22 protein-coding genes and 1 riboswitch are annotated in these 24,950 nt (G+C 47.4%); of the genes, 8 read left to right on the top strand and 14 right to left on the bottom strand.

The window, feature by feature from the left end:
- Positions 1 to 134 precede the first annotated feature (134 nt).
- Positions 135 to 1,835 (bottom strand): glycoside hydrolase family 13 protein, encoded by a 1,701-nt coding sequence (locus tag MKY16_RS02335; RefSeq protein ID WP_340953941.1) that lies wholly within the window; start codon positions 1,833 to 1,835, stop codon positions 135 to 137.
- 261 nt (positions 1,836 to 2,096) lie between these two features.
- Between MKY16_RS02335 and MKY16_RS02330 the strand changes: the two genes are divergently transcribed.
- Positions 2,097 to 3,188 (top strand): hypothetical protein, encoded by a 1,092-nt coding sequence (locus MKY16_RS02330; protein ID WP_029514701.1) that lies wholly within the window; start codon positions 2,097 to 2,099, stop codon positions 3,186 to 3,188.
- Positions 3,189 to 3,410: 222 nt separating this feature from the next.
- Here MKY16_RS02330 and MKY16_RS02325 read toward each other — a convergent pair whose 3' ends face one another.
- From MKY16_RS02325 to MKY16_RS02300, 6 genes are all read right to left on the bottom strand, one after another.
- Positions 3,411 to 4,199: an SDR family oxidoreductase gene (locus MKY16_RS02325; protein ID WP_029514700.1), complete on the bottom strand. Its 789-nt coding sequence runs from the start codon at positions 4,197 to 4,199 to the stop codon at positions 3,411 to 3,413.
- Between the two features lie 18 nt (positions 4,200 to 4,217).
- A complete protein-coding gene (locus MKY16_RS02320) occupies positions 4,218 to 5,375 on the bottom strand; it encodes an SMP-30/gluconolactonase/LRE family protein (RefSeq protein WP_340953940.1) in 1,158 nt (385 codons plus the stop codon).
- A 153-nt stretch (positions 5,376 to 5,528) separates the two neighbouring features.
- A complete protein-coding gene (locus tag MKY16_RS02315; protein ID WP_340953938.1) occupies positions 5,529 to 6,542 on the bottom strand; it encodes a zinc-dependent alcohol dehydrogenase family protein in 1,014 nt (337 codons plus the stop codon).
- A gap of 359 nt (positions 6,543 to 6,901) precedes the next feature.
- On the bottom strand, positions 6,902 to 7,963 hold the full coding sequence (locus MKY16_RS02310; RefSeq protein WP_029514697.1) for an EAL domain-containing protein: 1,062 nt from the start codon (positions 7,961 to 7,963) through the stop codon (positions 6,902 to 6,904).
- 270 nt (positions 7,964 to 8,233) lie between these two features.
- A complete protein-coding gene (locus MKY16_RS02305) occupies positions 8,234 to 10,336 on the bottom strand; it encodes a bifunctional 2',3'-cyclic-nucleotide 2'-phosphodiesterase/3'-nucleotidase (RefSeq protein ID WP_340953935.1) in 2,103 nt (700 codons plus the stop codon).
- Between the two features lie 222 nt (positions 10,337 to 10,558).
- Entirely contained in the window at positions 10,559 to 10,993 is a 435-nt protein-coding gene (locus MKY16_RS02300; RefSeq protein WP_340953933.1) for a pyridoxamine 5'-phosphate oxidase family protein, read from the bottom strand.
- A gap of 270 nt (positions 10,994 to 11,263) precedes the next feature.
- Positions 11,264 to 11,373: riboswitch (TPP riboswitch) on the top strand.
- A gap of 188 nt (positions 11,374 to 11,561) precedes the next feature.
- On the opposite strand from MKY16_RS02300, the gene MKY16_RS02295 reads away from it, so the two are divergent.
- The 5 genes from MKY16_RS02295 (at position 11,562) to MKY16_RS02275 (ending at position 16,069) form a co-directional block, all read left to right on the top strand.
- Positions 11,562 to 12,605 carry an ABC transporter substrate-binding protein gene (locus MKY16_RS02295; protein WP_318627663.1) on the top strand — a complete coding sequence of 348 codons (1,044 nt, stop codon included), beginning with the start codon at positions 11,562 to 11,564 and terminating at the stop codon, positions 12,603 to 12,605.
- 534 nt (positions 12,606 to 13,139) lie between these two features.
- Positions 13,140 to 13,433, top strand: coding sequence for an MTH1187 family thiamine-binding protein (locus tag MKY16_RS02290; protein ID WP_016818835.1), 294 nt, complete (start codon positions 13,140 to 13,142; stop codon positions 13,431 to 13,433).
- Positions 13,430 to 14,206: an ABC transporter permease gene (locus MKY16_RS02285; protein ID WP_029514693.1), complete on the top strand. Its 777-nt coding sequence runs from the start codon at positions 13,430 to 13,432 to the stop codon at positions 14,204 to 14,206. The genes MKY16_RS02290 and MKY16_RS02285 overlap by 4 nt, the downstream gene beginning before the upstream one ends.
- Before the next feature lie 44 nt (positions 14,207 to 14,250).
- Entirely contained in the window at positions 14,251 to 15,201 is a 951-nt protein-coding gene (locus MKY16_RS02280; protein ID WP_069010756.1) for an ABC transporter ATP-binding protein, read from the top strand.
- A 55-nt stretch (positions 15,202 to 15,256) separates the two neighbouring features.
- Positions 15,257 to 16,069 (top strand): TatD family hydrolase, encoded by an 813-nt coding sequence (locus tag MKY16_RS02275; protein WP_340957539.1) that lies wholly within the window; start codon positions 15,257 to 15,259, stop codon positions 16,067 to 16,069.
- A 179-nt stretch (positions 16,070 to 16,248) separates the two neighbouring features.
- Here MKY16_RS02275 and nfsA read toward each other — a convergent pair whose 3' ends face one another.
- The 6 genes from nfsA to MKY16_RS02245 all read right to left on the bottom strand — a co-directional run bounded on the left by nfsA (position 16,249) and on the right by MKY16_RS02245 (position 21,950).
- Entirely contained in the window at positions 16,249 to 16,992 is a 744-nt protein-coding gene (nfsA, locus tag MKY16_RS02270) for an oxygen-insensitive NADPH nitroreductase (protein ID WP_318627665.1), read from the bottom strand.
- Positions 16,993 to 17,283: 291 nt separating this feature from the next.
- Positions 17,284 to 19,740, bottom strand: coding sequence for a heavy metal translocating P-type ATPase (locus MKY16_RS02265; RefSeq protein WP_340953929.1), 2,457 nt, complete (start codon positions 19,738 to 19,740; stop codon positions 17,284 to 17,286).
- 117 nt (positions 19,741 to 19,857) lie between these two features.
- On the bottom strand, positions 19,858 to 20,058 hold the full coding sequence (locus MKY16_RS02260; RefSeq protein ID WP_165147930.1) for a copper ion binding protein: 201 nt from the start codon (positions 20,056 to 20,058) through the stop codon (positions 19,858 to 19,860).
- Positions 20,059 to 20,113: 55 nt separating this feature from the next.
- Positions 20,114 to 20,464, bottom strand: a complete 351-nt coding sequence (locus tag MKY16_RS02255) for a metal-sensitive transcriptional regulator (RefSeq protein WP_013308456.1) — start codon at positions 20,462 to 20,464, stop codon at positions 20,114 to 20,116.
- Positions 20,465 to 20,593: 129 nt separating this feature from the next.
- Positions 20,594 to 21,394, bottom strand: coding sequence for a DUF3600 domain-containing protein (locus MKY16_RS02250; RefSeq protein ID WP_039270283.1), 801 nt, complete (start codon positions 21,392 to 21,394; stop codon positions 20,594 to 20,596).
- Positions 21,384 to 21,950, bottom strand: a complete 567-nt coding sequence (locus tag MKY16_RS02245) for a sigma-70 family RNA polymerase sigma factor (protein ID WP_340957538.1) — start codon at positions 21,948 to 21,950, stop codon at positions 21,384 to 21,386. Before MKY16_RS02245 ends, MKY16_RS02250 begins: the two co-directional genes overlap by 11 nt.
- Positions 21,951 to 22,229: 279 nt before the next feature.
- On the opposite strand from MKY16_RS02245, the gene MKY16_RS02240 reads away from it, so the two are divergent.
- Positions 22,230 to 22,688, top strand: coding sequence for a hypothetical protein (locus MKY16_RS02240; protein ID WP_340953926.1), 459 nt, complete (start codon positions 22,230 to 22,232; stop codon positions 22,686 to 22,688).
- Positions 22,689 to 22,757: 69 nt separating this feature from the next.
- Here MKY16_RS02240 and MKY16_RS02235 read toward each other — a convergent pair whose 3' ends face one another.
- Entirely contained in the window at positions 22,758 to 23,987 is a 1,230-nt protein-coding gene (locus MKY16_RS02235; RefSeq protein WP_318627668.1) for a multidrug effflux MFS transporter, read from the bottom strand.
- Between the two features lie 202 nt (positions 23,988 to 24,189).
- Here MKY16_RS02235 and MKY16_RS02230 point away from each other — a divergent pair, with 202 nt between their 5' ends.
- Positions 24,190 to 24,783: a DUF5317 domain-containing protein gene (locus MKY16_RS02230; RefSeq protein WP_029514685.1), complete on the top strand. Its 594-nt coding sequence runs from the start codon at positions 24,190 to 24,192 to the stop codon at positions 24,781 to 24,783.
- Positions 24,784 to 24,950: the final 167 nt, after the last annotated feature.

Genomic DNA, 24,950 nt, shown 5'->3' with positions numbered 1-24,950 from the left:
GAGACCATATCATAATGAGCCCGATCCACACCTGCCCATGGTAGCCAGTGTGGATTGGGCTTTTTAGTTTACTCCAAGGAAGGGAAGGCTCTATGGGCCTTCCCTTCCTTTTACCATTCTAAAGATAGCAAAGCCTAATGCATGGTTAGCTTATACACTCTGGCTTCATAAGGCCGCAGCTTCAAGGCATGCAGTTGTTCCCCTTGTACCGGTTCGTAGTTGGAGAGAAGTAGTTCCGCCTTGGCGGCAGGAAGCTCCTCACCTTCGGGCCAGTGGAACACCGGATCACGGTCAAAGAAATTCAAAATGACCAGCAAACGCTCTTTTCCCAACATACGAGTGAATACATACAGCTCTGTATCCAGTGGCAACAGAAGCTTGTATTCGCCATAGACTATGACCTCATGTTGTTTGCGCAGAGCAATCAACTTACGATAATAGTGGAAAATCGAGCCTGGATTATTTCTTTCAGCCTCTGCATTAATGTGTGTGTAGTTATCGTTAATCTTCATCCACGGCTCTCCATCGGTAAATCCGGCCGCAGGACCAGCATCCCACTGCATAGGAGTGCGTGCATTATCCCGGCTTTTTCGCCAGATTGCCGCCATAATCTGCTCCTCCGGCTCACCAATCTTTCGTTGCTGCTCATAATAGTTTAACGTTTCCACATCCCGATAATCATCAATCGACGGGAATGCAATATTCGTCATCCCAATTTCCTCACCCTGATAAATATAAGGCGTACCCTCAAGCATATGTGTGAAGGTTGCCAGCATTTTGGCGGATTCCACACGATATTGTCCATCATTCGCAAATCTGGAGAGAGCCCGAGGTTGATCATGATTGTTGAGATAATTGGCATTCCATCCTTCCTGATGAAGCACTGTCTGCCAACTGCTTATTATTTTTTTCAGCTCCACCAGCGTCCATGGCTTGGATTTCCATTTTTCCGTCCCTAGCCCTTGTGCATCAATAAACATGTGTTCAAACTGGAAGACCATATTCAATTCATGCCGCTGGTCTCCCACATAATCAAGCGCCTGTTCCGGTCCTAAGCCAGACGTTTCGCCAACTGTCATTAAGGGATAACATTCCAGCACCTTTTCATTCAGCATCCGTAGAAGCACATGTACCTGTTCCAGATTGGAAAAGAGCTGATAAGCCCGTACCAAGGTTCGTTTGTCGGGATTATCGGCATCCGGCAGCCCTTCGGCTTTGACAATATGGGCAATAGCGTCAAAACGGAAGCCATCGACTCCCTTTTTCAGCCACCATTCCACCATGCGGTAGAGCTCGCCCACCATCTCTTCATTTTCCCAGTTCAGATCCGGCTGATGCTCGGAATATAGATGCATGTAATATTCGTCTGTAAGCTTGTCATATTTCCACACTGAGCCAGAAAAATACGATTCCCAGTTGTTCGGATATCCGCCATTTTTGCCTGTTCGCCATATGTAGTAGTCCCGCTTCGGATTATCCTTGGACGAGCGTGACTCCGTAAACCACGGATGCTCATCCGATGTATGGTTTAATACCAAATCCATCATGATTTTGATACCTCGTTCATGCGCCTGGTGAAGCAGTTCGTCAAAATCCTCCATTGTTCCAAACTCATCCATAATGGCATAATAATCGCTAATATCATATCCATTATCGTGATTGGGCGATTTATATACCGGACAAATCCAGATAACATCAATACCCAGTTCACACAAATAATCCAACCTGGACAAAATGCCTCGCAAGTCCCCTTTACCGTCTCCGTCAGAATCCTGAAAACTGATCGGGTAAATCTGATATACAACGGCTTCCTTCCACCATATTTTTTTAGGCATGTTTCCCTCCTGTAGCTTCTCTGTACATCCAATAGCTTATGCTCTTAACATACACGCAATACCTGGCTGCGAATCGTTGGTGATTGGGAACAAGAGTCTTGTAAGCTTGCTTCGACGCATTAGCAGAACCGCTATAATCTGCGGAGGTTTATTTTAAAAAAATATTTTGTAAAACAGGTTGTATAAATGGATCTGGCGTTACCTATATTTATGAACTGCCCATATACATGTACCCACTTTTGAATAAAAGGAGGAATTTACATGAACCATCGATCCAAGGAGCCAAAGGATCTGATTGTGGAAACTGCCGTGATCCCGCCCAACATCCATGTGGATGTGGAGTCAGCCACTGAGGGCGGAACACGCCGCCTGATGCTTAGCGATAACCCGGAGACGCTTACCCATGTGACGGTACCTACCGAGCAAGCCACCCTGTGGCATGACATGGTTCGCTCGACAACCCGAACAGTCAAACATCGCATTTTCGGCTGGCATTATAACAAAATCGACAGCCCTGTTAAACTGGGCATCACTGTAGAGAACAGGAGCGCTGCTAAACTGGAAGTACGCCATATTGAACGCGCTCTTAAGATTGTGCCTGAGGACGGCAACTGGATTATTGATGTCGGGCAGTCTATTGCCAAAAGCTGTTTGGCGGGTACGATGGAACGTGTGAGGCCAGCAGACCGTCATAAATTCGGCAAAGGCACCGCTCTGCTGGAGGAATTTGAGCTGCCCGAGGGATCGCTGGCCGGATTCATCTATGACCTTACCGTAGAATTTGCTGAAGGCCACGGTACGCTGGATTATGTGATTCGCACCGTGATCAGCAAGGACACGCAGACCGATCTGCGCCAGATTCATATGGATGCGCTTCCTCCCGTACCTCCACCACAGGCGCATCCACGAGGGGTGTGGTCCTTTTCCGAAACGAATGCGCGGATGCCAGAGTACGTGGTGGGACAGAGCGCAAACTATCGGGCGTGTGCCACCAAAAAGCTGAACGGTGAGGCTCCTGCCGATCTGCTGTTTACCGGGGCACGCAGCGAGCTGGGGCCTGCGCTAGATAATCGCGGACAATTCGGAACCATATACAACGCGACCATTCCCATCGTTAACGACAGTGACGAGGTACGTATCGTCAGAATCTACGCGAATCCACGTGGGGGCGCGTTCGCCGGGGCTGTACGCGTGGATGATCGTGTATATGGTATCCCTTTGCTACGAGATAATACCAAGGTATGCCGATTAGCTGATATCAGCGTTCCCCCCGGCAGATCCAGCTATTCTCTCAGCTTCATGGTTGCAGGTAGCGCAACTACGCCGCTAGGTCTGTACGTCATTACACTATAGCTGTGCTCACGATGACTGGATGAGCGAACGTGGGGCCAAAATGTTCACAGGAAATGGTCTGCTCTATAGTAAATGGAGCTGTCCCAAAGTGGTTTTAAACTTTATTGGACAGTCACGCCTCTTCATTAGTATAAAAAAGCGCGAGTGCAAGGGTTATTCCCCCCCTGTAGCTCGCGCCTTTTGGTTCATGCTCACCCGGTTTGTGTCAGAATAAATATCGCTCTATTTGAACCGCTGGACCTGCCTCGAAGGCATTATGGTCAACTCTGGAATATTGACATGCTCCGGCTGCTCTAGTGCATAAAGGGCAGCTTCTGCAACATCATCGGGATGCAGCGGCAAAACGCTCGAAGCAAACGCCCGAATTTCCTGCTCGGGATATCCGGCCACCTGCGAAAACTCCGTCGCCACCGCCCCGGGGTGAATCGCAGTTACACGAATTCCTTGCGTACTGGTCTCCAAACGCAATGCAGAGGCTATGGCGCTAACGCCGTACTTGGTAGCGCTGTATAGTCCTCCTCCGGCAACCACTTCCTTCGCTGCAATAGAGGAGACAATGACAACATCCCCCTTGGCCTGTTCCCTCATTGGCTGAAGTCCGTACTTCAGTGTCAGGACAAGACCGTGCACATTCGTCTTGTAAAGCTCCTCCCAGCGTTCCAGTTCCACCTCTGCCAGCGGACTTCGATACCCGAAGCCGGCATTGGCAACGATAATGTCAAGCCGCCCCCAGCGTTCAAGAATGGCGTGGACCGCCTGCTGTATGTCTTCAGCCTTTTGGATATCGGCAGGTATTGCCATGACCTCATACAATTCCTCTTGGTGCAAGTCGCGAACCAATTCATCCAATCGCTCCTGACGGCGCGCCAATACAGCTACATACGCGCCACGCTTTGCCAGTTTTTTTGCAATCGATGCCCCAATGCCGCTGCTTGCGCCTGTTACCAAAGCTACTTTCCCGGCCAGGCTTTCCTTCGCTTTCCAGGATAATTTCAACTCATCCAATATCATGTTAAACCCTCCCCAAGCTTATTTGGTTAAAAGCACGCGATGAACACCCTGGCTGCCTCCAGGAGCTGTACCTATATATAAATATCCGTCATGGTTTACAGCCGTGGTTATCCCATAAAGCGAGCCTTCAGGATCATGCCAGCTTCCGATGAATTTACCCTGCGGATTAAGCTCCACAGCAAGTCCATGCTTCACAGGTGCGCTTGCACCGCTGAGCAGCGATTGAGGCAATTTGGCCATCATTCCAGCCAGCCACGGGCTTCCATGCATCTGATCTACAAAGGGAATACGTGTCGTGAAGAGACCGACCCAGAAATGGCCTTGATCATCACGCGTAATGTTATCCGGAAAACCGGCGAGATTATCTGCAAAAATATCCGAAGTCCCTTTCTTCGGCCCTTTGAGCCAGTATCGGGTCAATTGGTAGTGATACGACTCTGCCACAAGTACAAAATCTTCGTCCGCAGACAAGGCAACCCCGTTCGCAAAATAAAGGCCTTCCAACAGAACTGTCGTCTGCTTGGTCGCCGGATCATATTTCAGCAAACGTCCATGCGGCTTGTTCTCGGCGATTTCTTTGAAGACTACACTGCCATAATTGGAGGTGTCAGAAAAATAAATAGTACCATCTTTGGCAATATCCAATTCGTTGGCCAAATAGATCGGTGTGTCGTCGACTTGATTGGCCAACACCGTCACGTTTCCGGAAGGATCTACCGACAGTAGCCCCTTCTTAACATCCGTAACGATCAGATTTCCACTTGCGTCAAACATAAGTCCATTGGGCGTTCCTTTGGTATCTGCATATAGCTGGGCCTTTTGCGGATTGCCCTTTGTATCAAAGGCAACCTTATAAATTTTCCCGTCGGAGTCTCCCGTATATAAATTTCCTTCCTTGTCAAAGGTGATAAATTCCGGAAACTTAGGGGCATCTGTAACAAGCTCGGCGGAGCTGAGTTTGTTGTTTTGTTGCCATGGACCCGCTTGTTCAAAAGAGGGGGCCGAAGGTGCAAGCCATTTTGCAGGCTGTACAGGGGAAGGGATGAGCATAAAAATAACCACTCCCAGAAGGATTACCGACAGCAGCGATAATCCGGTTCTGCGTACCCACTTACGCGGTTTTTTATTCTTTCTTTCTTGAGAATCTTTGACAGATAAATCAGGTTTACTGGGCATTAGAGTGCCTCCTATGTAATGTGAATAATATTTCAGCATTTTGCATAATTCAATTCCCAACGCTCGAAAGTACACTATATAGACGAACTAAACCGTTTCGATCTATATAGTGCTGATTTGAAATTGCTCTTGGGATTTATGCAAAATGCTCATTTATATTTGAACGACGATTTTACCGAAATACTGTTTTCCTTCAGCCAAAAGTGCGAAGGCTTCGCCGATTCGGCTGAGCGGGAATACCCGGTCGATGACAGGATGTAAACGATGGCGGGAAATGGCACGATTCATGTTTTCGAAATGTTCCCGGTTACCAACCTGGCTGCCGCGAATCGTCGCAGCCTTCTGCAAAATGCTGGTGACATCGAACTCAGGAATGGTCAAGCCCGATAAGAATCCGACCATGCTCACAGTCCCTCCAGTACGAAGTGCATTGATGGATTGCGCCATTGTTGCCGCTCCCCCTACATCCAGAACATGGTCGACTCCGCCGCCTGTCAGCTCCAGAGCTACCTTATCCCACTCTGGAACCTCCGAATAGTTGATTGTCTGCCATGCGCCGAGAGCCTTTGCCCGTTCCAGCTTGTCATTGCTGCTCGATGTGATAATTACCCGTGCTCCCGCCATCAGAGAGAATTGAAGCCCAAAGATGGAAACACCGCCTGTTCCTTGCAAGAGCACCGTATCTCCCGCTCGTAGCCCACCGGATTCCATCAGCATGCTCCATGCGGTTAATGCCGCAATCGGCAAAGTGGAAGCCTCCTCCCAAGATAGATGATCCGGAATGGCGACGACCCCTTCTTCATGCAGAACGATATATTCAGCCGCCACTCCACTGAGCGGGCCTCCCAGACTGTCCTTTAAGACCTCCGCTCTCGCGCTCCCGCCAATGAATTTCTGTTGTAAATTTGCCGCTACCCTTTGTCCAACCTGAAATTTTGTCACCCCTTCGCCCACAGCTACAATTTCACCCGCTCCATCGGATAACGGAATGAAGGGAAATTGAATGCCGATCGGCATGACTCCGTTGATAACTACCAAATCACGGTAATTGAGGGACGCTGCCCTTATGCGGATCAGAACTTCCAGCCGTCCAGGCACCGGTGTGTCAAGTTCCGTCAAGGTTAACTCTTCAAAGCCAAAACCGTTTTTCAGTTGCACTGCTTTCATTTTGGTTGTCCTCCCTGTATTGTTAAACCTTTTACCTAATATAGATACATCGTATCACCAAGGAAACAATGTTTCCTATATAGTACACTGTATCCAATTGTCTTCAAAACGTCAATCTTTACTTTTAAAAAAAACGGTCGTAAACTGCTTCCGGGCTTTTAACGTCCCTTACCAAGTAAAATTGGAGACTGGATGGCTTTGCTTGCCAGAGCTTGTTCAGGTGGGCAAGCATGACCAAAAAACGCGAGTTGCAGGGGTGAAATAACCTCTGCACTCGCGTTTTTTACATTAATGCTTATACGACAGCCTTATTTAAGCTCCAATTTTTATAAACTACATCTACTTAAATTTGTTCCTGACTATATTACGCTGCTAAGCATAAAATTGGAGGGCGGACCAGGCTCCGGCTTGCCAAACAAATAACCCTGAGCCAGTGACACACCTGCTTCACGACAAAATTCAAAATCCTCTATCTGCTCTACTCCTTCAGCCAACACTTGGCCTCCAAAACGAAAAGCCGATTCTACAATTCCTGTGATTTGCCGCTTCTGATTACTGTTACTATGACAGCCGTCAATTATACTACGGTCAATTTTGACATAATCCGGCTGAAGGCAATTCATAAGCTCTGTCGTAGAATAGCCTGCCCCCACATCGTCCAGGGCAACTGAAACTCCTCGATTACGATACTGCTCAAAGATATGATGCAAAAAATTAAGGTCGTCTATCTCTTCCGTTTCTACGACCTCAAATACAAAATCCTTCGTACTCATGGATAACCGATCAATCGTCTCAAAGGTGTGATTCAAGCAATAAGCCGGATTATAAATGGTGGAAGGGAGAAAGTTAATAAAACGTTTAATCCCCGCCGGAAGGCATGTTGCACTTTTTTCAATAGCGGAAAAACGAGCCGAGCGATCCAGATGAGCATGCAAGCCAGCTTCACGAGCGATTTCAAACAGTCGGAAAGGCTGAAAAGGTCTTTCCGCATGTGACGGACGCAGCAAAAACTCAAACCCGATAATATCCAGCTTGTGGTCAACAATAGGCTGCATATGGCTGGAAAAACTTTGATCCTTAATAATACTCACGATATCCGGATGTTGCAGTCTGGCTTGCAATTGACTAAATAAAAGCCAGTCCTCATATCCTTCGACATGATGCAAGCCAGTCACCACAACTTGTATATGGTTCAAGTATTCCTGCGGCAGACGAGCCAGTCCGTTAACCAGCTGTTCCAACTCTGAACGGCTCTCATAGCGAAACTCTATGCCGCCCTCACGCTCATGTTGCTGCTTCATTTGTTCCGATAGCATACCCAAACCATCTAATGCTGGAGTAAGCGACACCCTGGAATACCTAATTCTAAGCAATCCTTGATCCTTTATAGGTAATATGATGCTGCAATTGCTGCATGTCATAATGGTCCTCCTCGGAACAATTTTCCGGTTTTTTCACCATTATATCACAAATAACTAGAACAAAAGTACTATATAATTACGTTTTTTTACAAAAAAGCAGCTTTTTTTAACGATAACTTAGGACTTAAGTACATATTCGACAAAAACAAAACCTTTTTACACTCATAATAATTCGGGGCTGTTTTTTTGACATTAAAAAAAGCAACAAATCTCTTGGTTAAAGAGACTTGCTGCTTCATTCTGATATTGAGTGAAAACTAAAATTCGAAGTTATTTGGACGCCTTTGGCTTTGTTGTTTTAACTGGTTTAACAGCCGCCGGTTTGGTCGTTTTAACAGCTGGCTTTGCTGTTGCTTCCGCGGGAGCCACAGCTTCCTTTACAGGAGTCGTTGCTGCACTAGGCTTAGCGCCAGCTTTTAAGCTGTATTTGGCAAAGCCGTCTGCCGCGCTGCTCAAATATGAAATTTGTTGATTGCCTGCCAGCACGTCTTTGGCATCAGGAGAGGACTCGAAAGTAACCTTTGCCTGACCAAAAGGAGCAATAGACCAGTTGTCATCCGCCGATGGATTAATCGTTCCGTTCGTACGGATATAGTCAACAACGACTTGACGACTTTCATCCGGTGCTGCCATCACAATTCGTTTGCCATCTGGGTTGGCCAGTTTGGATGAGGAAGCACGATAGTTATTGGTGGCTACGATAAATTTCTGCGCAGGATCAATAGCCTTCCCATTGTATTGCAGATCCTTGATACGATGCGCTGAAGAATCAATAATAGTTCCCTTGGCATCATATCGTGCAGGCTGCGTTACATCAATCTGGTAATTCACACCGTCAATGACATCGAAATTGTAGGTTGGGAAATCTTTGTTGATCAGCGATTGCTCCTCAGTTTGCTTTGGATCAATACGGTTGAACTGACCCGCAGACCACTCCAGCCATTCCTGAATTTCAGCACCGGTCACTTCTACAGCATGAACCGTGTTCGGGTACACATACAGGTCGGACACGTTTTTAATCGCTACCGTACCTTCAGGAATATTAGTGTAATACTCGGCTCCGTTTCGACCGCCGGCCTTGAATGGAGCGCCTGCCGACAATACTGGAAGTTTTTCGTATTCAGTTCCTTTGAGATGGTTTTGAACATACCATTTCTGTGCATTCGTCACAATTTGAATGGAAGGGTCGTCCTGCACTAATGCAAAATAACTGGTAATTGGCGCCGTCGTTGTTCCTACAGGCTGGCGAATATAATCCAGCGTTCCTTGATGCTCTTCTTTGACCGCATCAATCAGTTTAAATTCAGGGATAAACTGCACAGTCTGATTAGTGGTGCTCACAACCGGACGCACTTGAGATTGAGAGTTAGTCACGTTCCACTCGCGATTTTTCTTTTCTAGGCTCAGGTCAATGATACCCAGATCCTTGCCCCATGAGGAGGCTTCCACGGCTGGTACGCCATTAATGGTTCCCTTATCCAGATCTACACCCTTCATATCTTTAAAATCAGGGCCAGGGAAAGATTTATGAGCATGCCCAAACAGAATAGCGTTAATTCCGTCCACCTGGCTCAAATACTTAACGGCATTCTCCATCAGTGGCGTTTGTGGCACATCCTCATAACCGGTATGCGCAAGCACGACAATAATGTCAGCACCTTCCGTCTTCATTTGAGGAATAAACTTTTTCGCCGTTTCCACAATATCCTTCGTAACGACTTTATCCTTCAAATTGGCTTCATCCCACTGCATAATTTGAGGTGTGACCAGACCGATCACACCCACTCTGAGTGTATGCTCTTCGCCCTTCTCGTCCGTTACTGTTTTATCAAGAATCTGATAAGGGGTAAAATAATTCTTAGTAGCTTGGCCCCCTTTATCAACATAAACGTTCGCATTTACATAAGGAAAATCAGCTCCCTTGAGCGATTTGTCCAGAAAGTCGAGACCGTAGTTGAATTCATGGTTGCCCACTGTAGCTGCATCATAGCCCATCAGGTTCATCATCTTGTAGACCGGATGGACACCGCCTTCTTTCTCAAAGGTTTTGTTGCGGGCCATATAATCGCCTAATGGGTTGCCCTGCAGCAAATCACCATTATCGAACAGCATACTGTTTCTTGTTTCACTACGTGCCTTCTGGATCAAGCTAGCTGTACTAACCAAGCCATACTCGTTGGTTTCTTTGTCCGAATAGTAATCGTAGTTCATCAGGGACGCATGGATATCCGTTGTTTCCATGATCCGCAAATTCACCGTAGCGCTATCACGAGAATCACTAGCTGCCCAGGATGGAGCGGCTGAAAACACCAGCATGCTACAAGCTACAACTGCTGCTGTAAACCCTTTAAACCAATTTTTACGTAATAACAAAATATACCCCTCCTCATTAAGGTGTATGCCTCATATACATACTTTTGCACATATATGTAAGCCTTGAACTCACCATTTCTATTTTAATCCAACGCCAGACAAAAGAGTAGTCATTTACTTAAAATTATTTATGAAAAAATAATTAATTTTCTCAAAAACAAAAAAACCAGCAAACCTCCTGAAAAACTTGGAGATTTACTGGCTTATCCATTTATATTCGTATTATTTCTTCCACACCTGGCGCTCCATTTGCTGACCCACATACTCAATGCGAGTCGGATTCACGTCCAGAATGACATAATCGGGATCGTCCGGTCCGGAAAACCACTCCTTCAAGGAGTCGTTCCACACTTGTTTGCGTAGCCCCTCATCAGCTGTAATTTGGACGGTAGCCTCCACTTCAACAACTTCCTTCGTACCGCCAACCTCATAACCCAGCAGCAGATAAGCATTCGGATTGTCCTTTAGCTCATCCACTTTATGCGTTTTGCGATCTGTCGCCAGATGAATGTTCATTCCATCGTTAAAAAGGGCCATATAGCGTACTTTCGGTTTGCCACCCTCTACCGTACCTAACGTACAAAATTTGTTGTTATCCAAAGCCTTCACAATGGCTTGTTCCAGTTGGTTGCGATCCAATGTTTCCGTTTTACCCACAGTACAACAACTCCTTTTCACGAATTAGAATTCTCTACGGCCATGCCATTGGGCACCAGCCCATCTGAACCTACCTGCGCAGCTGTTCTGAAAATAACATGACCGGATCGAATCGGATTGATTCATACTCATTTTCAGATCAAAGCTCACAGTAAAAGTGTACCCTGTCGTTCGGCAAATGAACCGTCATCTCTCCCTTCATGCTGGACAGACCCGCATTCAAAGCATATAATCGTCGTAGTAAACCCGAATAAATGAACCCATTAAACCATACAATGCCAGGGGTGCTGGAATCGGCCGGCTGAGAGTGTGTCCCAAGACACTGACCCTTACAACCTGATCTGGGTAATGCCAGCGTAGGAATGCTTAAGCAAGATGTGCCTTTTTTACATAGGACCATCCCTTACTTTGGTATATACAAGCGCAAGCGTCCCGGAAACTCGGGGCGCTTTTTTTGTTGAAGTTGTTGGAAAGATCGCGTCCGGCAGATGTTATTTTTATGAAAATGGGAAACTTAAGCTGTCTGATTGGATGGATAACGGGTAATCAAAAGGAGAGAACACTAACGATGAAGCGCATGAAAATATTAAGCCTGGGACTGATCAGTCTGTGGCTCATGGCCCTGACCCTGACCGCTTGCGGTGGAAGTCCCCCTACATCCCAAGAAGCGGCTTCCGCTACCGACACTCAAACGTCTACTCCGGCAAAGGGGCTCAAAGATGTTAAAATCGTGCTCGACTGGACACCCAATACGAATCATACGGGACTCTATGTCGCCAAGGACAAAGGATTTTACGAAAAAGCAGGTTTGAATGTCCAAATTGTTCAACCTGGTTCAGGCGGAGCCGATCAAATGGTTGCTTCTAATGCTGCACCTTTTGGTATCAGCTACCAAGAAGGCGTCACACAGGCTCGCACGCAAGGCGTACCGCTTGTATCCATCGCTGCGGTGATTCAGCATAATACCTCAGGCTTCGCAGCCCCGGTAGATCGCGGAATTAAGAGCCCGAAAGATTTTGAAGGTAAAAAATACGGCGGTTGGGGCTCTCCCGTAGAAGAAGCGGTCATGAAATCCATCATGGATTCAGACAAAGGCGATGTGAGCAAAGTGAAGATCGTCAACATGGGCAATGCAGACTATTTTACAGCCGTGAAGCGGGATATCGACTTTGCCTGGATTTTCTACGCATGGACCGGAATCGAGGCCCAGCTTCGAGGTGAGCCTCTGGATATGCTGTATGTAAAAGATTATTCCAAAAGCCTCGATTACTATACGCCTGTAATTGTGAGCAACGAACAAACGATAAAAAATGATCCCGAGCTGGTTAAAGCGTTCATGGATGCTACCGCACAAGGCTATGAATACACTATCGCCCATCCGGAAGAAGCCGCGGACATCTTAAGCAAAGCTGTACCGGAGCTGGATAAAAAACTGGTACTTGCCAGCCAAAAATGGCTAAGCCCACGTTATCAGGATGATGCCGCGCAATGGGGCGTGCAAAAAGCGGAGGTATGGCAAAACTATTCGGACTGGATGTACGAACGCAAGCTGCTCAGCAAGCCTTTGGAAGTCGATAAGGCCTTCACAAACGACTTCTTGCCCAAGCGCTGACCATTTGTTAAAACGCTAAATAAGACTGAACTAGACAAGTGAACGAAGCGCCACTACGCAGTCGGATGATGCTTCCCATCGCTGTTGTACCCAGATTTCTTAATAAAAACTTATGATTAGTGTAGAAATCCGGGGAGGTTATGCTTCCGAAGCGAGCTTTCCTACGGAAAGCTTTTAAAGCGAACGCTAACGCTTTTACAGCACCATTCCGCCCACTTCGTTCTCGTTCCACTTGGTTTATTCTTTAGTCTCATAGTATCTAAAGCGCAAAAACAGATGCGCTTGTGTGTAAAAATGCCACACAACCTATCAAAAATTAAAGTGCTTTTAAGACGGTTGGCAGCGTAGCGGTTCATTTGAATCTAGAGAAGCGTAGCGCTCGCCTTTGCCGTGGGATTCTTACCTTTTAAAATTTATTCAAAGAATCCCATGGCAACAGCGATCGTAAGATCAAATGAAACGCGAAGCGGTCTCCCCGCCTTAAACCACCCTATTTTCTCTAAAACACTTCAAATGAAGGACAGGTGAATTTGCATGGCTAATACACTGCTCAGTATTCAAGTAATCCCTAAAACTCCTAATAACGAGGACTCTTACCCGTATGTAGATAAGGCGATTGAGGTCATTCAGCGCTCCGGTGTCAAACATCAGGTGAACCCATTGGATACGACCATGGAGGGCGAGCTCGACGAGTTGCTGAAAGTGGTTAAAGAAATGCATGAGGCTTTGACGGAAGCGGGCAGTCCCAGCGTCATTTCACAGATCAAAATCGCACATAACCCACAAGGCATCAGCATGAACAAGCTGACCGAGAAATATCGCCCATGAATCCGAAAGGCAAGAACGCATCCTGGTGGAAAAGCGTATGGCCGCCCCTTGTGGCGGTCCTCTTCTTTTTAGCAGCCTGGCAGGGGGCGGTTTCCTATTTACATATTGAATCCTGGCTACTGCCAGCTCCATCCCTCATCGTACAGGAGGGCATGGCCCAGACGGCGCTGCTTGGTGCCCATACATGGGCTACAATTCGCCTGACACTTGTGGGATTCGCTATAGGGACAGCAACGGGACTGTTGATCGCCATCGTTCTTCATACCATTCCTTTTCTCAAATCCGCCCTGTATCCGCTGCTTATCCTGAGCCAAAACATTCCGATCATCGCCCTGGGGCCGCTGCTCATGGTGTGGTTTGGTTTTGGCATGCTGCCCAAGCTGATGGTCATTACCTTAGTATGCTTTTTTCCCGTGGCTGTAGCGACCATGGACGGGCTGACACGGACGGACCGTATGATGATGAACTATATGCAGATGTCGGGTGCCGGTCGCATGGCTATTTTTATGAAGCTGGAGTTGCCACACTCGTTGCCGCAAGTATTCTCCGGCATCAAGATTGCTGCCACCTACAGTGTGATGGGCGCAATTATTGCCGAATGGATTGGTGCGAGCGAAGGAATCGGATATTATATGCTGCTGCAAAAATCGGCCTATCGCACGGACCTCATTTTTGCCGCCATCGGCATCATTGTCGCGCTCAGTTTACTGATGTTTGTCATCATAGTACTACTGGAAAAATGGCTGGTTCGCTGGAAACCGGATCAGGAATAGCTTCCTCCTTGAATTAAATACAGCAAAGAAAGGACGTGGCACATATGAGTCTGCATCCGACTGACTTATCATCACACAACGTTGCTAATGAACAACGAGCCGGGGACCAGCAGAGTCCTTCGACTGCCCCTTCTGCTCTGGAATTGGACGGGATCAGCCTCGCCTTCCGCGAAAAGCGAAGCTTACTGCCCGTGCTGCAGGATGTATCCCTCACAGTCAAGCCGGGAGAATTCGTTTCTCTCATCGGTCCGTCAGGCAGCGGCAAAAGTACGCTGTTTCACATCATCGGCGGGCTACTCAAACCACAGCAGGGACGTATCCGTATGCACGGACGAGACATGACTGGTGAACGTGGGCATATCAGCTATATGCCACAGCAGCCCGCCCTTTTCCCGTGGCGCACCACGCTGGATAATGTACTGCTTGGGCAGGAAAATGCTCCACGTAAAAATACAGCAGTCCCCCCTCAGTACGCCAGTGAACGCGAACGTCGCAAAGAAGCCCTGCAATGGCTCGAGCAGGTTGGACTAGGCAAATTCGCCAAGGCGTATCCACATACGCTGTCTGGTGGAATGCAACAGCGTGCAGCCTTTCTTCGCGCACTGCTCAGCCCGCAGGAATTAATGCTGCTGGATGAGCCGTTCAGCGCACTCGACGCGCTGACACGTGCAGATATGCAGCAATGGTTACTGCGGATGTGGGAGAAGAACCGCCGCTCTGTGCTGTTCATTACCCACAGCATTGAAGAAGCGCTGCTGCTCTCCGACCGCATTTATGTGCTGTCAGCGCGACCTGCTTCGGTGGTGCATGTCGTAGATGTCCCTTTTCCCCGCCCGCGTAGGGAAGAAATCACCCTCGATCCTCTCTTTATTGAATGGAAGCGAACCATGACCGGCTGGATGCGTGAGGAAAAGTACAAACTGGACGGCGACATGGACAATGCTCAGAGCGTTCACAAGAATATCCCGGAAGATGGATTGAATCGGCATGAGTGACGTAAAAGTTCGATGTGCATCGAAATGGAACAGCCAAACAAAGCTAGGCTTGGATTTGACCACAACAAGACCCGCTCCATTAATCGACGCGCACATTCATGTAGACAGCTACCCGCCCGAGCAACAGAAGCTATTGCTCGCTTCACTTGCTGATAGCAGCGTCCAAGCTGTGATAGCCGTGTCGATGCATCTGGACTCCAGCCGAGCCAATCTACGGTTAGCCGAGCGTTACCCTGGGCTAGTACGGCCAGCCTTTGGCTTTCATCCCGAACAGGCCCTTCCACCGCAAACTGAGCTTGACCTCTTGTTCGACTGGATGGACGAACATGTACAGCAGATGGTCGCCGTGGGTGAAGTCGGCTTACCCTATTACAATCGGCTAGAAGCCTCGCAGAGCGGTTCACCTTTTGACCTCGCTCCCTACATAGTGCTACTGGAGCGTTTCATCCAGTTTGCAAGCAAGCATAGCAAGCCCATTGTCCTGCACGCCGTTTATGAAGACGCAGACATCGCCTGTGACCTTCTGGAACGTCACGGCGTCACGCAGGCGCATTTTCACTGGTTTAAAGGCTCTGCCGCCACGACCGAACGTATCGCCCGGAACGGCTATTATGTCTCCTTCACACCGGATCTCCTGTACGAAGAAGAGATCCGCAGTTTGGCAAGGCAGTATCCGTCTGATCAGATCATGGCAGAGACAGACGGTCCCTGGCCGTTCGAGGGTCCTTTTACCGGACAACAGACACATCCACGGATGACTGCCGACGTCATTCGCACGTATAGCAAGCTGACGCATCAACCTGAATCTGCCGTCCGTCAACTATTTTATGAAAATACGAGACGTTTTTACTCACTATCTGATGGATAAAGGTATACCAGCTGTTTACTGACTGGAAGGTTTACAACCACAACATGCAACCAAAGCAAAGAACCTCCTTATTTACGCGGAACTTCATCATACGTAAATAAGGAGGTTCTTGTATTTTCAAACGTATATAGCTCAAATACTACTTGTATTTTGCAGAGTTTTTTATCACTACTCAACTTTTATTGCTTCAAGAAACCCTTCTGTTCCAAAAATGGCTTCAACTGCAAGCGTGCTGGCTCGGTCAATCTTCCGGCCATTTGCTCAGACCATGGCGTAGAGCGTTGACCGCCCGTACGTTCCTTCAAATATTCCGCTGATGTGTGATCGTATACCTCTACAGCTTTCATCGTCTGATTTTTGTCGTAGCCGTTCATATGCAAAACACCGGACAGCGGAAGGCGTGGACGCAAGCCCGTTTCCTGATCCGGTACACCAATACACATACCGAATACTGGATACACCAGCTCTGGCAACCCTAACAACTCAGACACCTCTGCTATGTTAGTACGAATGCCGCCAATGTAGACGATGCCCAAGCCCAGTGATTCAGCGGCTACCGCTGCATTTTGTGCAGCTAACGCGGCATCAATGGTCGCAACCGTATAATTTTCAACGGACCCCTCATAGGAAGGCTGACCTGGCTGATGGTGGAGCGTGACCTGTTTCAAGCGATACAGGTCTGCGCACCATACCAAAAACGCAGGGCATTGCTCAACGTAAGCCTGCCCTCCTGCCAACTCCGCCAGTTTTGTTTTCAAAGAAGGCTCGGTAACGGCGATAACGGTATATGCCTGCACATTGCTGGACGAGGAAGCCATTTGGCCAGCTGCCACAATAGCTGCGAGCTGCTCGTCGGTAATGGGGGCTGACTTGAATTTTCGCACAGACCGGTGATTCATCAACAAGGAAATCGTATCATTCATGACTGCTTCACTCCTAATCCATAATATAAGCTCTTTATCTACTTCAAGCTGTGAGTATACGAAGAAGTTCTTGCATGCTTGCATGGCACTCCTACAAATATTATGGAACTTTCGCGAATGATAAGCAACCTGACGTAATGAAAGTTGAATGGTTTTAAAAAACCAAACACAACAAAAAGCAAGCACGCAGAGAAACCAACCAATTGCGCGTACTTGCTCTATACTCTGATAATAACTTTATCTCGATACAGAAGTCCGACAGCACGTTATCCTGCCGATACATCCATACACTTACAGCTTTACTCGTTGGAGACGCAGCGCATTCAGCACAACTGAAACAGAGCTAAATGCCATGGCCGCTCCCGCCAACCATGGGGCAAGGAAGCCCAAAGCAGCTATCGGAATACCGATCACGTTATACCCGAGCGCCCAAAACAGATTTTGCCGTATGTTTGTCATGGTCCGGCGGCTCATTTCAATCGCGTCAGGAATGCTGTTCAGGTTGCCGCGCATGAGGGTAATATCCGCCGCCTCCATGGCCACATCCGTTCCCGTACCCATCGCCATACCAATATTAGCAGTAGCCAGCGCAGGCGCATCGTTAATACCATCCCCAACCATAGCTACGATCATGCCTTGTTCCTGAAGCCGTTTCACTTCCTCAGCCTTTCCTTCAGGTAGCACCTCCGCCAGCACTCGTTCAATTCCGGCCTCGGCGGCAACAGCCCGCGCAGTCCGTTCATTGTCACCCGTAATCATGATGACTTCAATGTTCATCGCGCGCAGACGGGCAACGGCCTCCCGTGACGTTTCTTTAATCGTGTCCGCTACGGCCACCAGTCCGGCATAGGAACCGTTCACAGCGACCAGCATCGCGGTTTTCCCTGCTTTTTCCAGATCATTCATATACTGCTCAGCTAAGTCATCTATTGCGATGCCTTCCCTGCTCATCAATCGGCGTGTACCGGCCAATATTTGCTTACCTTCCACATGTGCCTTCACACCATAACCCGGAATATTTTCAAAATCTGTCGGTCCTACTAGCTCAATGCCTCGATCTGCAATCCCCTTTACAATGGCTTCCGCCAGCGGATGCTCTGAGCTTTTTTCTGCCGCACCGAGCAACCGCAGCAAATCCTTTTCAGCCATGCCGCTTGCTCCAACCATAACATCCGTCAGCTCTGGCTTGCCATTCGTAACTGTACCTGTCTTATCCAACACCACTGCGTTGACTGAACGGGTCATCTCCAAATGCTCGCCGCCCTTGAACAGAATACCATATTCAGCGGCACGTCCCGATCCTGCCATAATGGACGTTGGAGTAGCCAATCCGAGCGCACAAGGGCAAGCAATGACGAGAACTGCAATCATTTTCTCCAGTGAGCCTGCAAAATCAGTCGGCGTCACAAGGAAAAACCAGACGATAAAGGCCAACACAGCGATAGCAACAACAATGGGGACAAAAATACCGGAAATCTGATCCGCAATCCGCTGAATGGGAGCCTTGGAGTTTTGCGCATCTTCCACGACCTTAATAATACGGGACAACGCCGTATCACCACCCACACGCTCGGCCTGGATACGTAATATCCCGTTTTTATTGAGCGTCGCTCCTGTAACTGCGGAACCAGCTTCTTTTTCAACCGGCAGACTCTCACCACTTAACATGGATTCGTCCACTGCCGAACGTCCGTCTACGACCACACCATCGACAGGAATTTTCTCGCCGGGTCGTACAATAAAGATATCCTTCACACGTACCTGTTCAATCGGAATATCAAGCTCTTGCCCATCACGTACTACACGTGCCGTTGTCGCCTGTAGACTCATCAGGCTCTTGATCGCCTCGGACGAACGCCCTTTGGCTACCGCTTCGAACCATTTACCAACCAAAATAAGCGTAATTAGCACCGCGCTTGTCTCGTAATACAGCTCCGGCATGGTCATGACAGGCATTCCCGCCATCCCCTCCATAACATCAGCCGGACGCAGAGTAAGGTACAAGCTGTAAAAGTAAGCCGCAGACGTACCCAGTGCAACTAACACATCCATATTCGAACTGCCGTTACGAAGCGCTTTGTACGCGCCCACATAAAACTGCCAACCAATGACGAACTGAATCGGCGTTGTCAGCACTAGTTGGAACCATGGATTCAAGAACAGTTCTGGCACATAAATCCATGATGTAAAGGAAAAATGAGCCACCATCGCCCACAACAACGGCAACGACAGCACTGCGGACACAATCCACTTCCATTTTTTACGATGGATATCCTTACTGCGGACATCCGCGATATTGTCCTCAGCGCTCTGCGGGATCGCTCCGTAGCCTAGATGTTCAATCTTGCTCACCAGATCACCAACCGCAATACTCCCCGCGGCATATTCCACATGAGCGGTTTCCATCGCCAAATTTACCGTGGCACCTGTTACACCAGGCATCCGATTCAATCCCTTTTCAATCCGGGTTGCACAGGCCGCGCAAGTCATGCCCGTTACATTCAGATTGGCTTCTTCACTTACAGTTCCAAACCCAAGAGAAGCAATTTTATCGCGGAATTCAGCGATCTCCACCTGCTTGGGATCATAGGATATCGACGCCTGCTCCAAAGCCAAATTCACATTAGCCTGTGCCACACCATCTATTCGCTTTAAACCTTTCTCAATACGGCTTGCGCAGGCGGCACAGGACATCCCTGTAATGTGAAGCGTTGTCTGCTTGTCACCGTCGGTCGCACGGTTTTCCATGGTATAACCCTCCTCCTATACCCCAGTGGGGTATATCATATCCAAAAAGAAAAAGCTTCTAATACGGAAGCTTCTCCTTCGAAACAAGTCTTTTCACACATAAAACACCTTCATTACTTAAACAACATCATAGCCTTGGTCTTCAATGGCTGTTTTCAGCGCTTCAACGTTCAGCTTGGACTCGTCATATTCTACATTCACTTGTTTCATTTCGAGGCTGACCTTGCCGGTAGCGCCAACTTTCTCCAAAGCTCCTTCTACTGCCTTCACGCAATGATTGCAGCTCATGCCTTCTACATTCAATGTAACTTGTGCCATTTTCTTTTCCTCCTCTGGGGTACTTCCGTACCCATAATGTGTATGAATACTACTCTTAACGGATTAGCTTCTTGACCGTAACCAGCAGCTCGTCAATCACTTCCTGCTCTCCTGCCTGCATGCGCTCAATGACACAGCTTTTCATATGCCCTTCCAGCAGCAGCTTACCGACACCATTCAGCGCGGACTGGACAGCCGCAATCTGGTTCAGTACATCGTCACAGTAGGTATCCTTCTCAATCAAGCCTTTAATTCCGCGAACCTGACCTTCAATACGGTTCAACCGGGATACGAGGCTGTTCTTGAACTCTGCCGAATGATGACTTTTTCTAACTGTCTTTTCCCCATCTGTTCCACAGTGATTCTCATGGACTTCAGTGTGGGAAACAGGTTGCTCCTCAGCCATACATCAGCCTCCTGTGTGGTGTATATATGCATTTAACGTTTGTTATATCTCCATCATAATATACCCCCACGGGGTATGTCAACATTCCAGGAAAATGTCACTTTTTCGCCTTGATTTTCGCCACTGCTTCTACTCAAGCGAATTAAATTGATCAAAATAAGGCTGTAGCAACTCTAACTGTTCCTCATAATCTTTTCTATCCCTCTCAGATAAACGATCTGGATATAGTACACCTTTGGCCCCTGTAATGCGGGGTACATACTCGTAGAACTTCGTGAACAGTACACGAAACTTTACAAATTCATCCTCAGTCAGAACCTTTTTCGCATAGTCCAGCTCGACCTGTAAATCGATGCCTGCGTGGGCCTTTGCATCTAATGTGCCCGTAATGGCAGAATCACCGCCATCTTTTTTACCATCGTCCGTTTGGGTTAGCGCTTTCCCCTGATTCAACTTGTCATAATACGGCTCCAGCTTGGCAGATATATGATCGTATTCACGCTGTTCCTCTGCGCTTAAGCGCTCCTTGTGGAGTGCGCCGTTTTCATCCGTCATTTTCAGATTATAGGCCCCGAGTTCTCTCAATAACCCTATAAAAACAGTGAACTCCTCTTTCGTTAAATGCCCCTGCACCTGCTGCAACTTGGATTCTACTCTATTATATTCCTCTGGCGATCCTCCCATTTCAATTAGCTTTTCCTGTGAACCATATATTGTATCCGCCAAATAAGTGTAAGTAGCAAAAGCACCTGTTGGAATTAGTAATAACACTACGAGAAGAGTTATCACAATATACCTTTTCATAGGTTTAGGTCCTCCTTTTTCAAGCCGTTCAATTTGACCCATAATGTTTTCTTTTAATTCAGCCGGAGCCAATATGTGGTCATCATCCTGCTGCATCACCCTACGTAGTTCTTGCTCAAGCTTCATGGATCTTCTCCACCTTTCCGATTAGAAAATGTTCCTGCTGCTCTTTCGATCGAAGCTTTTGCAAAGCCGCGTGAATTCGTGATTTCACCGTGCCTAACGGTATCTCTAAAATATTGGAGATTTCCTCTTGGGAATATTCCTGCAAATAGTGCAACACAATTACCTGTTTAAGCTTGAACGAAAGCTGCTGAACTGCTTGGAGCAATACATGATTTGCAACCTTGTCCACAATTTCCTCAGAAAAATCATGAGATGAATGAAGTTCGAGCCTTTTTGCTTTGCTTGTGATTCGTAGCCTCATCCATTGTTTTCTACGGTAAGCCCGGATCTGACGCATAACGACCCCCATTAGCCAAGGCTGAAAAGGACGTCTTTCGTCAAATTGCTCAAGTGATTTATATACATGAATATAAATTTCCTGCACCACATCATCAGCATCCACTTTCTCTTCCAACAAAAAATGCACCGTTCTATAGACTGTATGAATTGTTTGATCATACAGTTCTCTGTAAGCCTTACGACTGCCAGCCAGCGTCTCCGTAACAAGAGCAACCATCAAATCATTCTTTGTCAAATTTGCCCGCCTCCTTGCGTTGTCCAATCCTGATCTCCCCCTTTCTTTCATCTCACATCTATATATTTGGCAGGAAACCGAAATATCGTTCGATTCTGTCTCAACATCAGGAAAATAGTCTCCGCATAATCATTCTTTAGCAGGACTACTCTTTTGGTAATATATTGATATAATATTAAAGTTGCAATTCCCACTTGTCTTGTATATATACAAACGAGCAATCATAACAAATCATACGTCGAAGGAGCTTATTAGAAGTCAATGAAAATAAAGATTACACCCTTGTTACGGCTTATCCAAGGCCTGTTGTGGTTTAAAATCCTTGTAATCATTATCGCAGGATGTGTATTTATTTCAGCCCAACCGATAGGTGGGGAGTCTCGGTTAATCCATATGGCCTCCCGCACGCTATCCATCACACCTCCACTTGAAGGTTCTACCGCTCATATGGTCGGATTTGTATTCGGAAAATTGCTCTTTCGATTACTTCCTACAATAATGATCTTGCTGTTTATTGCGATAAAAAAGTATAAACTTACCCTTACTTTACTGCTTTTCGTATCCATTTTTGGTTTAAACATCAACGGAATAGACCCTTTCTTTCCCGTTCATATCTGCATGCTTATTTCAATTCTGGTTCACAAACCATCTCGTATGTACTTAAAGCAGACACCTCTGCCCGCAAAGGAAGCCGAGGATATCTCGATTGCAAAACGGTAAAAAACTCCCATGGACTGAAATGGTTCACGTATCAGTCCATGGGAGTTTTTTAGTTCAATTCGCCTTATTTCAAGCCTTCGCGCGTGTTTCCTTAGCAAGTACGGCAAAGCTTATTAGCGCACCAACCTCGGCTATAGCTATAACGATCGCCATCGGTACGGGGGTGGTTCCACTCCCCAAACCTACTAGCGGTGAAGCGATGGAACCCAGCAATAGAGGCAACAAACCAAGCATAGCGGACGCACTGCCTGCGGAGCGCTGCTGACTCTGCATTGCCAATGAAGTCGTCGTTGTACTTACAATCCCTACGCAGGAAACGACAAAAAACAGAGGAACTAAAACAGCAAACAATTGACCTCCAGTAAAGGCTACAGTAAGCAAGCTGATTCCGGCTACAGCCGCAATGACCAGACCCGACAAGAGTAACTGTCGTTCGCTGAAGCGACCCACAAGTCTACCCGTTAACTGGGAAAACAGTACAATCCCCAAACCATTCACTGCAAAAATGATGCTATACGTCTGAGGGGAAACCCCGAAAATATCCTGAAGCACGAATGGTGAGCCAGCAATATACGCGAACATCGCTCCCGTAATCAGCGCCTGTGAGAAGGCATAGCCCATAAAGCGTCGATCGGCAAACAAGTGACCGAGTGTCCCCAGCGTCTGCTTCAAACCACCGGATGAGCGGCGGTTCGTTGGCAACGTTTCTGGCAAACCCAATACGACGGCAATCAGCATAGCCACGCCGACCACACAAAGTACCATGAATACACCACGCCAGGAAACAAAGTTCAAAATGGCACCGCCCAGTACTGGTGCAGCAATGGGGGCCACGCCGTTCACCAGCATGAGTAGTGAGAAAAAGCGTGTCAATTCTTTGCCCGAGTATAGATCACGGGCTACAGCTCTGGAAATCACGATCCCTGCCGATCCTGTAAGCCCTTGAATAAAGCGAAGTGCAATGAGCATACCGATATTCGGCGCAAACACGCATAACAGCGAAGCAGCAGCGTACAGAATGAGCGAGATCACCAGCGGTCCTCTGCGCCCCCTTACATCGCTAAGCGGACCAGCAACGATCTGTCCAACGGCCAGGCCCAACAGACAGGCGGTCAAACTAAGCTGCGCCAACGAAGTAGTCGTATGCAAATTGTCGGCTAATGTAGGCAGCGACGGCAAATACATATCTATGGACAACGGCCCGAAAGCACTCAATGCACCCAGGACAAAGGCGATCCATAATATTCGCGATTTGGTCATATCTGCGGCAACCATAACAGTATTGGATAACCGGTTCATAATAATAATCATCCTTTTCACAAAAATATAAATAATTACTTCAATATATCATGATATCACTCATTTCGTCTGGCTTCGAATCATTACACGCTAATCCGCAATTTTTTTTCAAAACTGCTATATATCAGGCAGGAATTTACCAATTTCAGGTCGAATTATACGGTAACCAAAACAAAAAATTTGTGGAATCTGGAGAATGATAATGGTCTATGATGGAGTGCTACTGGGTCTCATTGTAGGTCTGTTCAGAGGAGGCTGGCGGCAAGGTCTGATCCGTTTCAGTCAAATTCGCCTTATAGCCGGCTGGATGTTCCCCGTGCTGCTACTGGTACAATTCATTATTTTTTATTTCCAAGAAAAATGGACTGGGCTGGCAGCCATTAACGGGTATCTATTTATGGGAGTCTACGTGGTTGGATTGATATTTCTCTGGTTGAACAGACATCATAAGGGATTCAAGCTTATTATCATCGGCGTATTGATGAATTTTATCGTTATGGCGGTGAATGGCGGCAGGATGCCAGTCTCGTTGAGCGCTTCGGAGGTGCTGGGTCCCTATTATACAGATATGCTTAAATCCGGAAGTGTCATCTCGAAACATTACATGATGGATGCGAGTACGCGTCTATCATTGCTTGGTGACATTATTCCTCTCTCCAAGCCCTATCCCCGCACGCAGGTAATTAGTATTGGAGATGTTGTCATGAACTTCGGGATGTTTCTGTTTATCCAAAGCATTATGGTCGTGAAAAGAACCAAGGATAAGCAGCAAGAAACCAATCCCCGTCACGCCTAGTGCGTACCTTATTCCAAGGAAGGGAGGGAACCCTATGAAAAACTTGAAATACTCCCGTGTGATTATCAATGCTATTATTGTAGCTTCTGTCATAATTGCTTTGACTTCCGGTTACAAAATCGGGGGCTAGTCACCGATAAGAAAAAAAGGAAGCACAGGCTCAACAA

The sequence above is a fragment of the Paenibacillus sp. FSL L8-0641 genome (assembly GCF_038006265.1).
Classification (GTDB): Bacteria; Bacillota; Bacilli; order Paenibacillales; family Paenibacillaceae; genus Paenibacillus; species Paenibacillus polymyxa_D.
The sequence above is the reverse complement of the archived record's forward strand: the minus strand, read 5'-3'. Positions and strand labels throughout refer to the sequence as shown.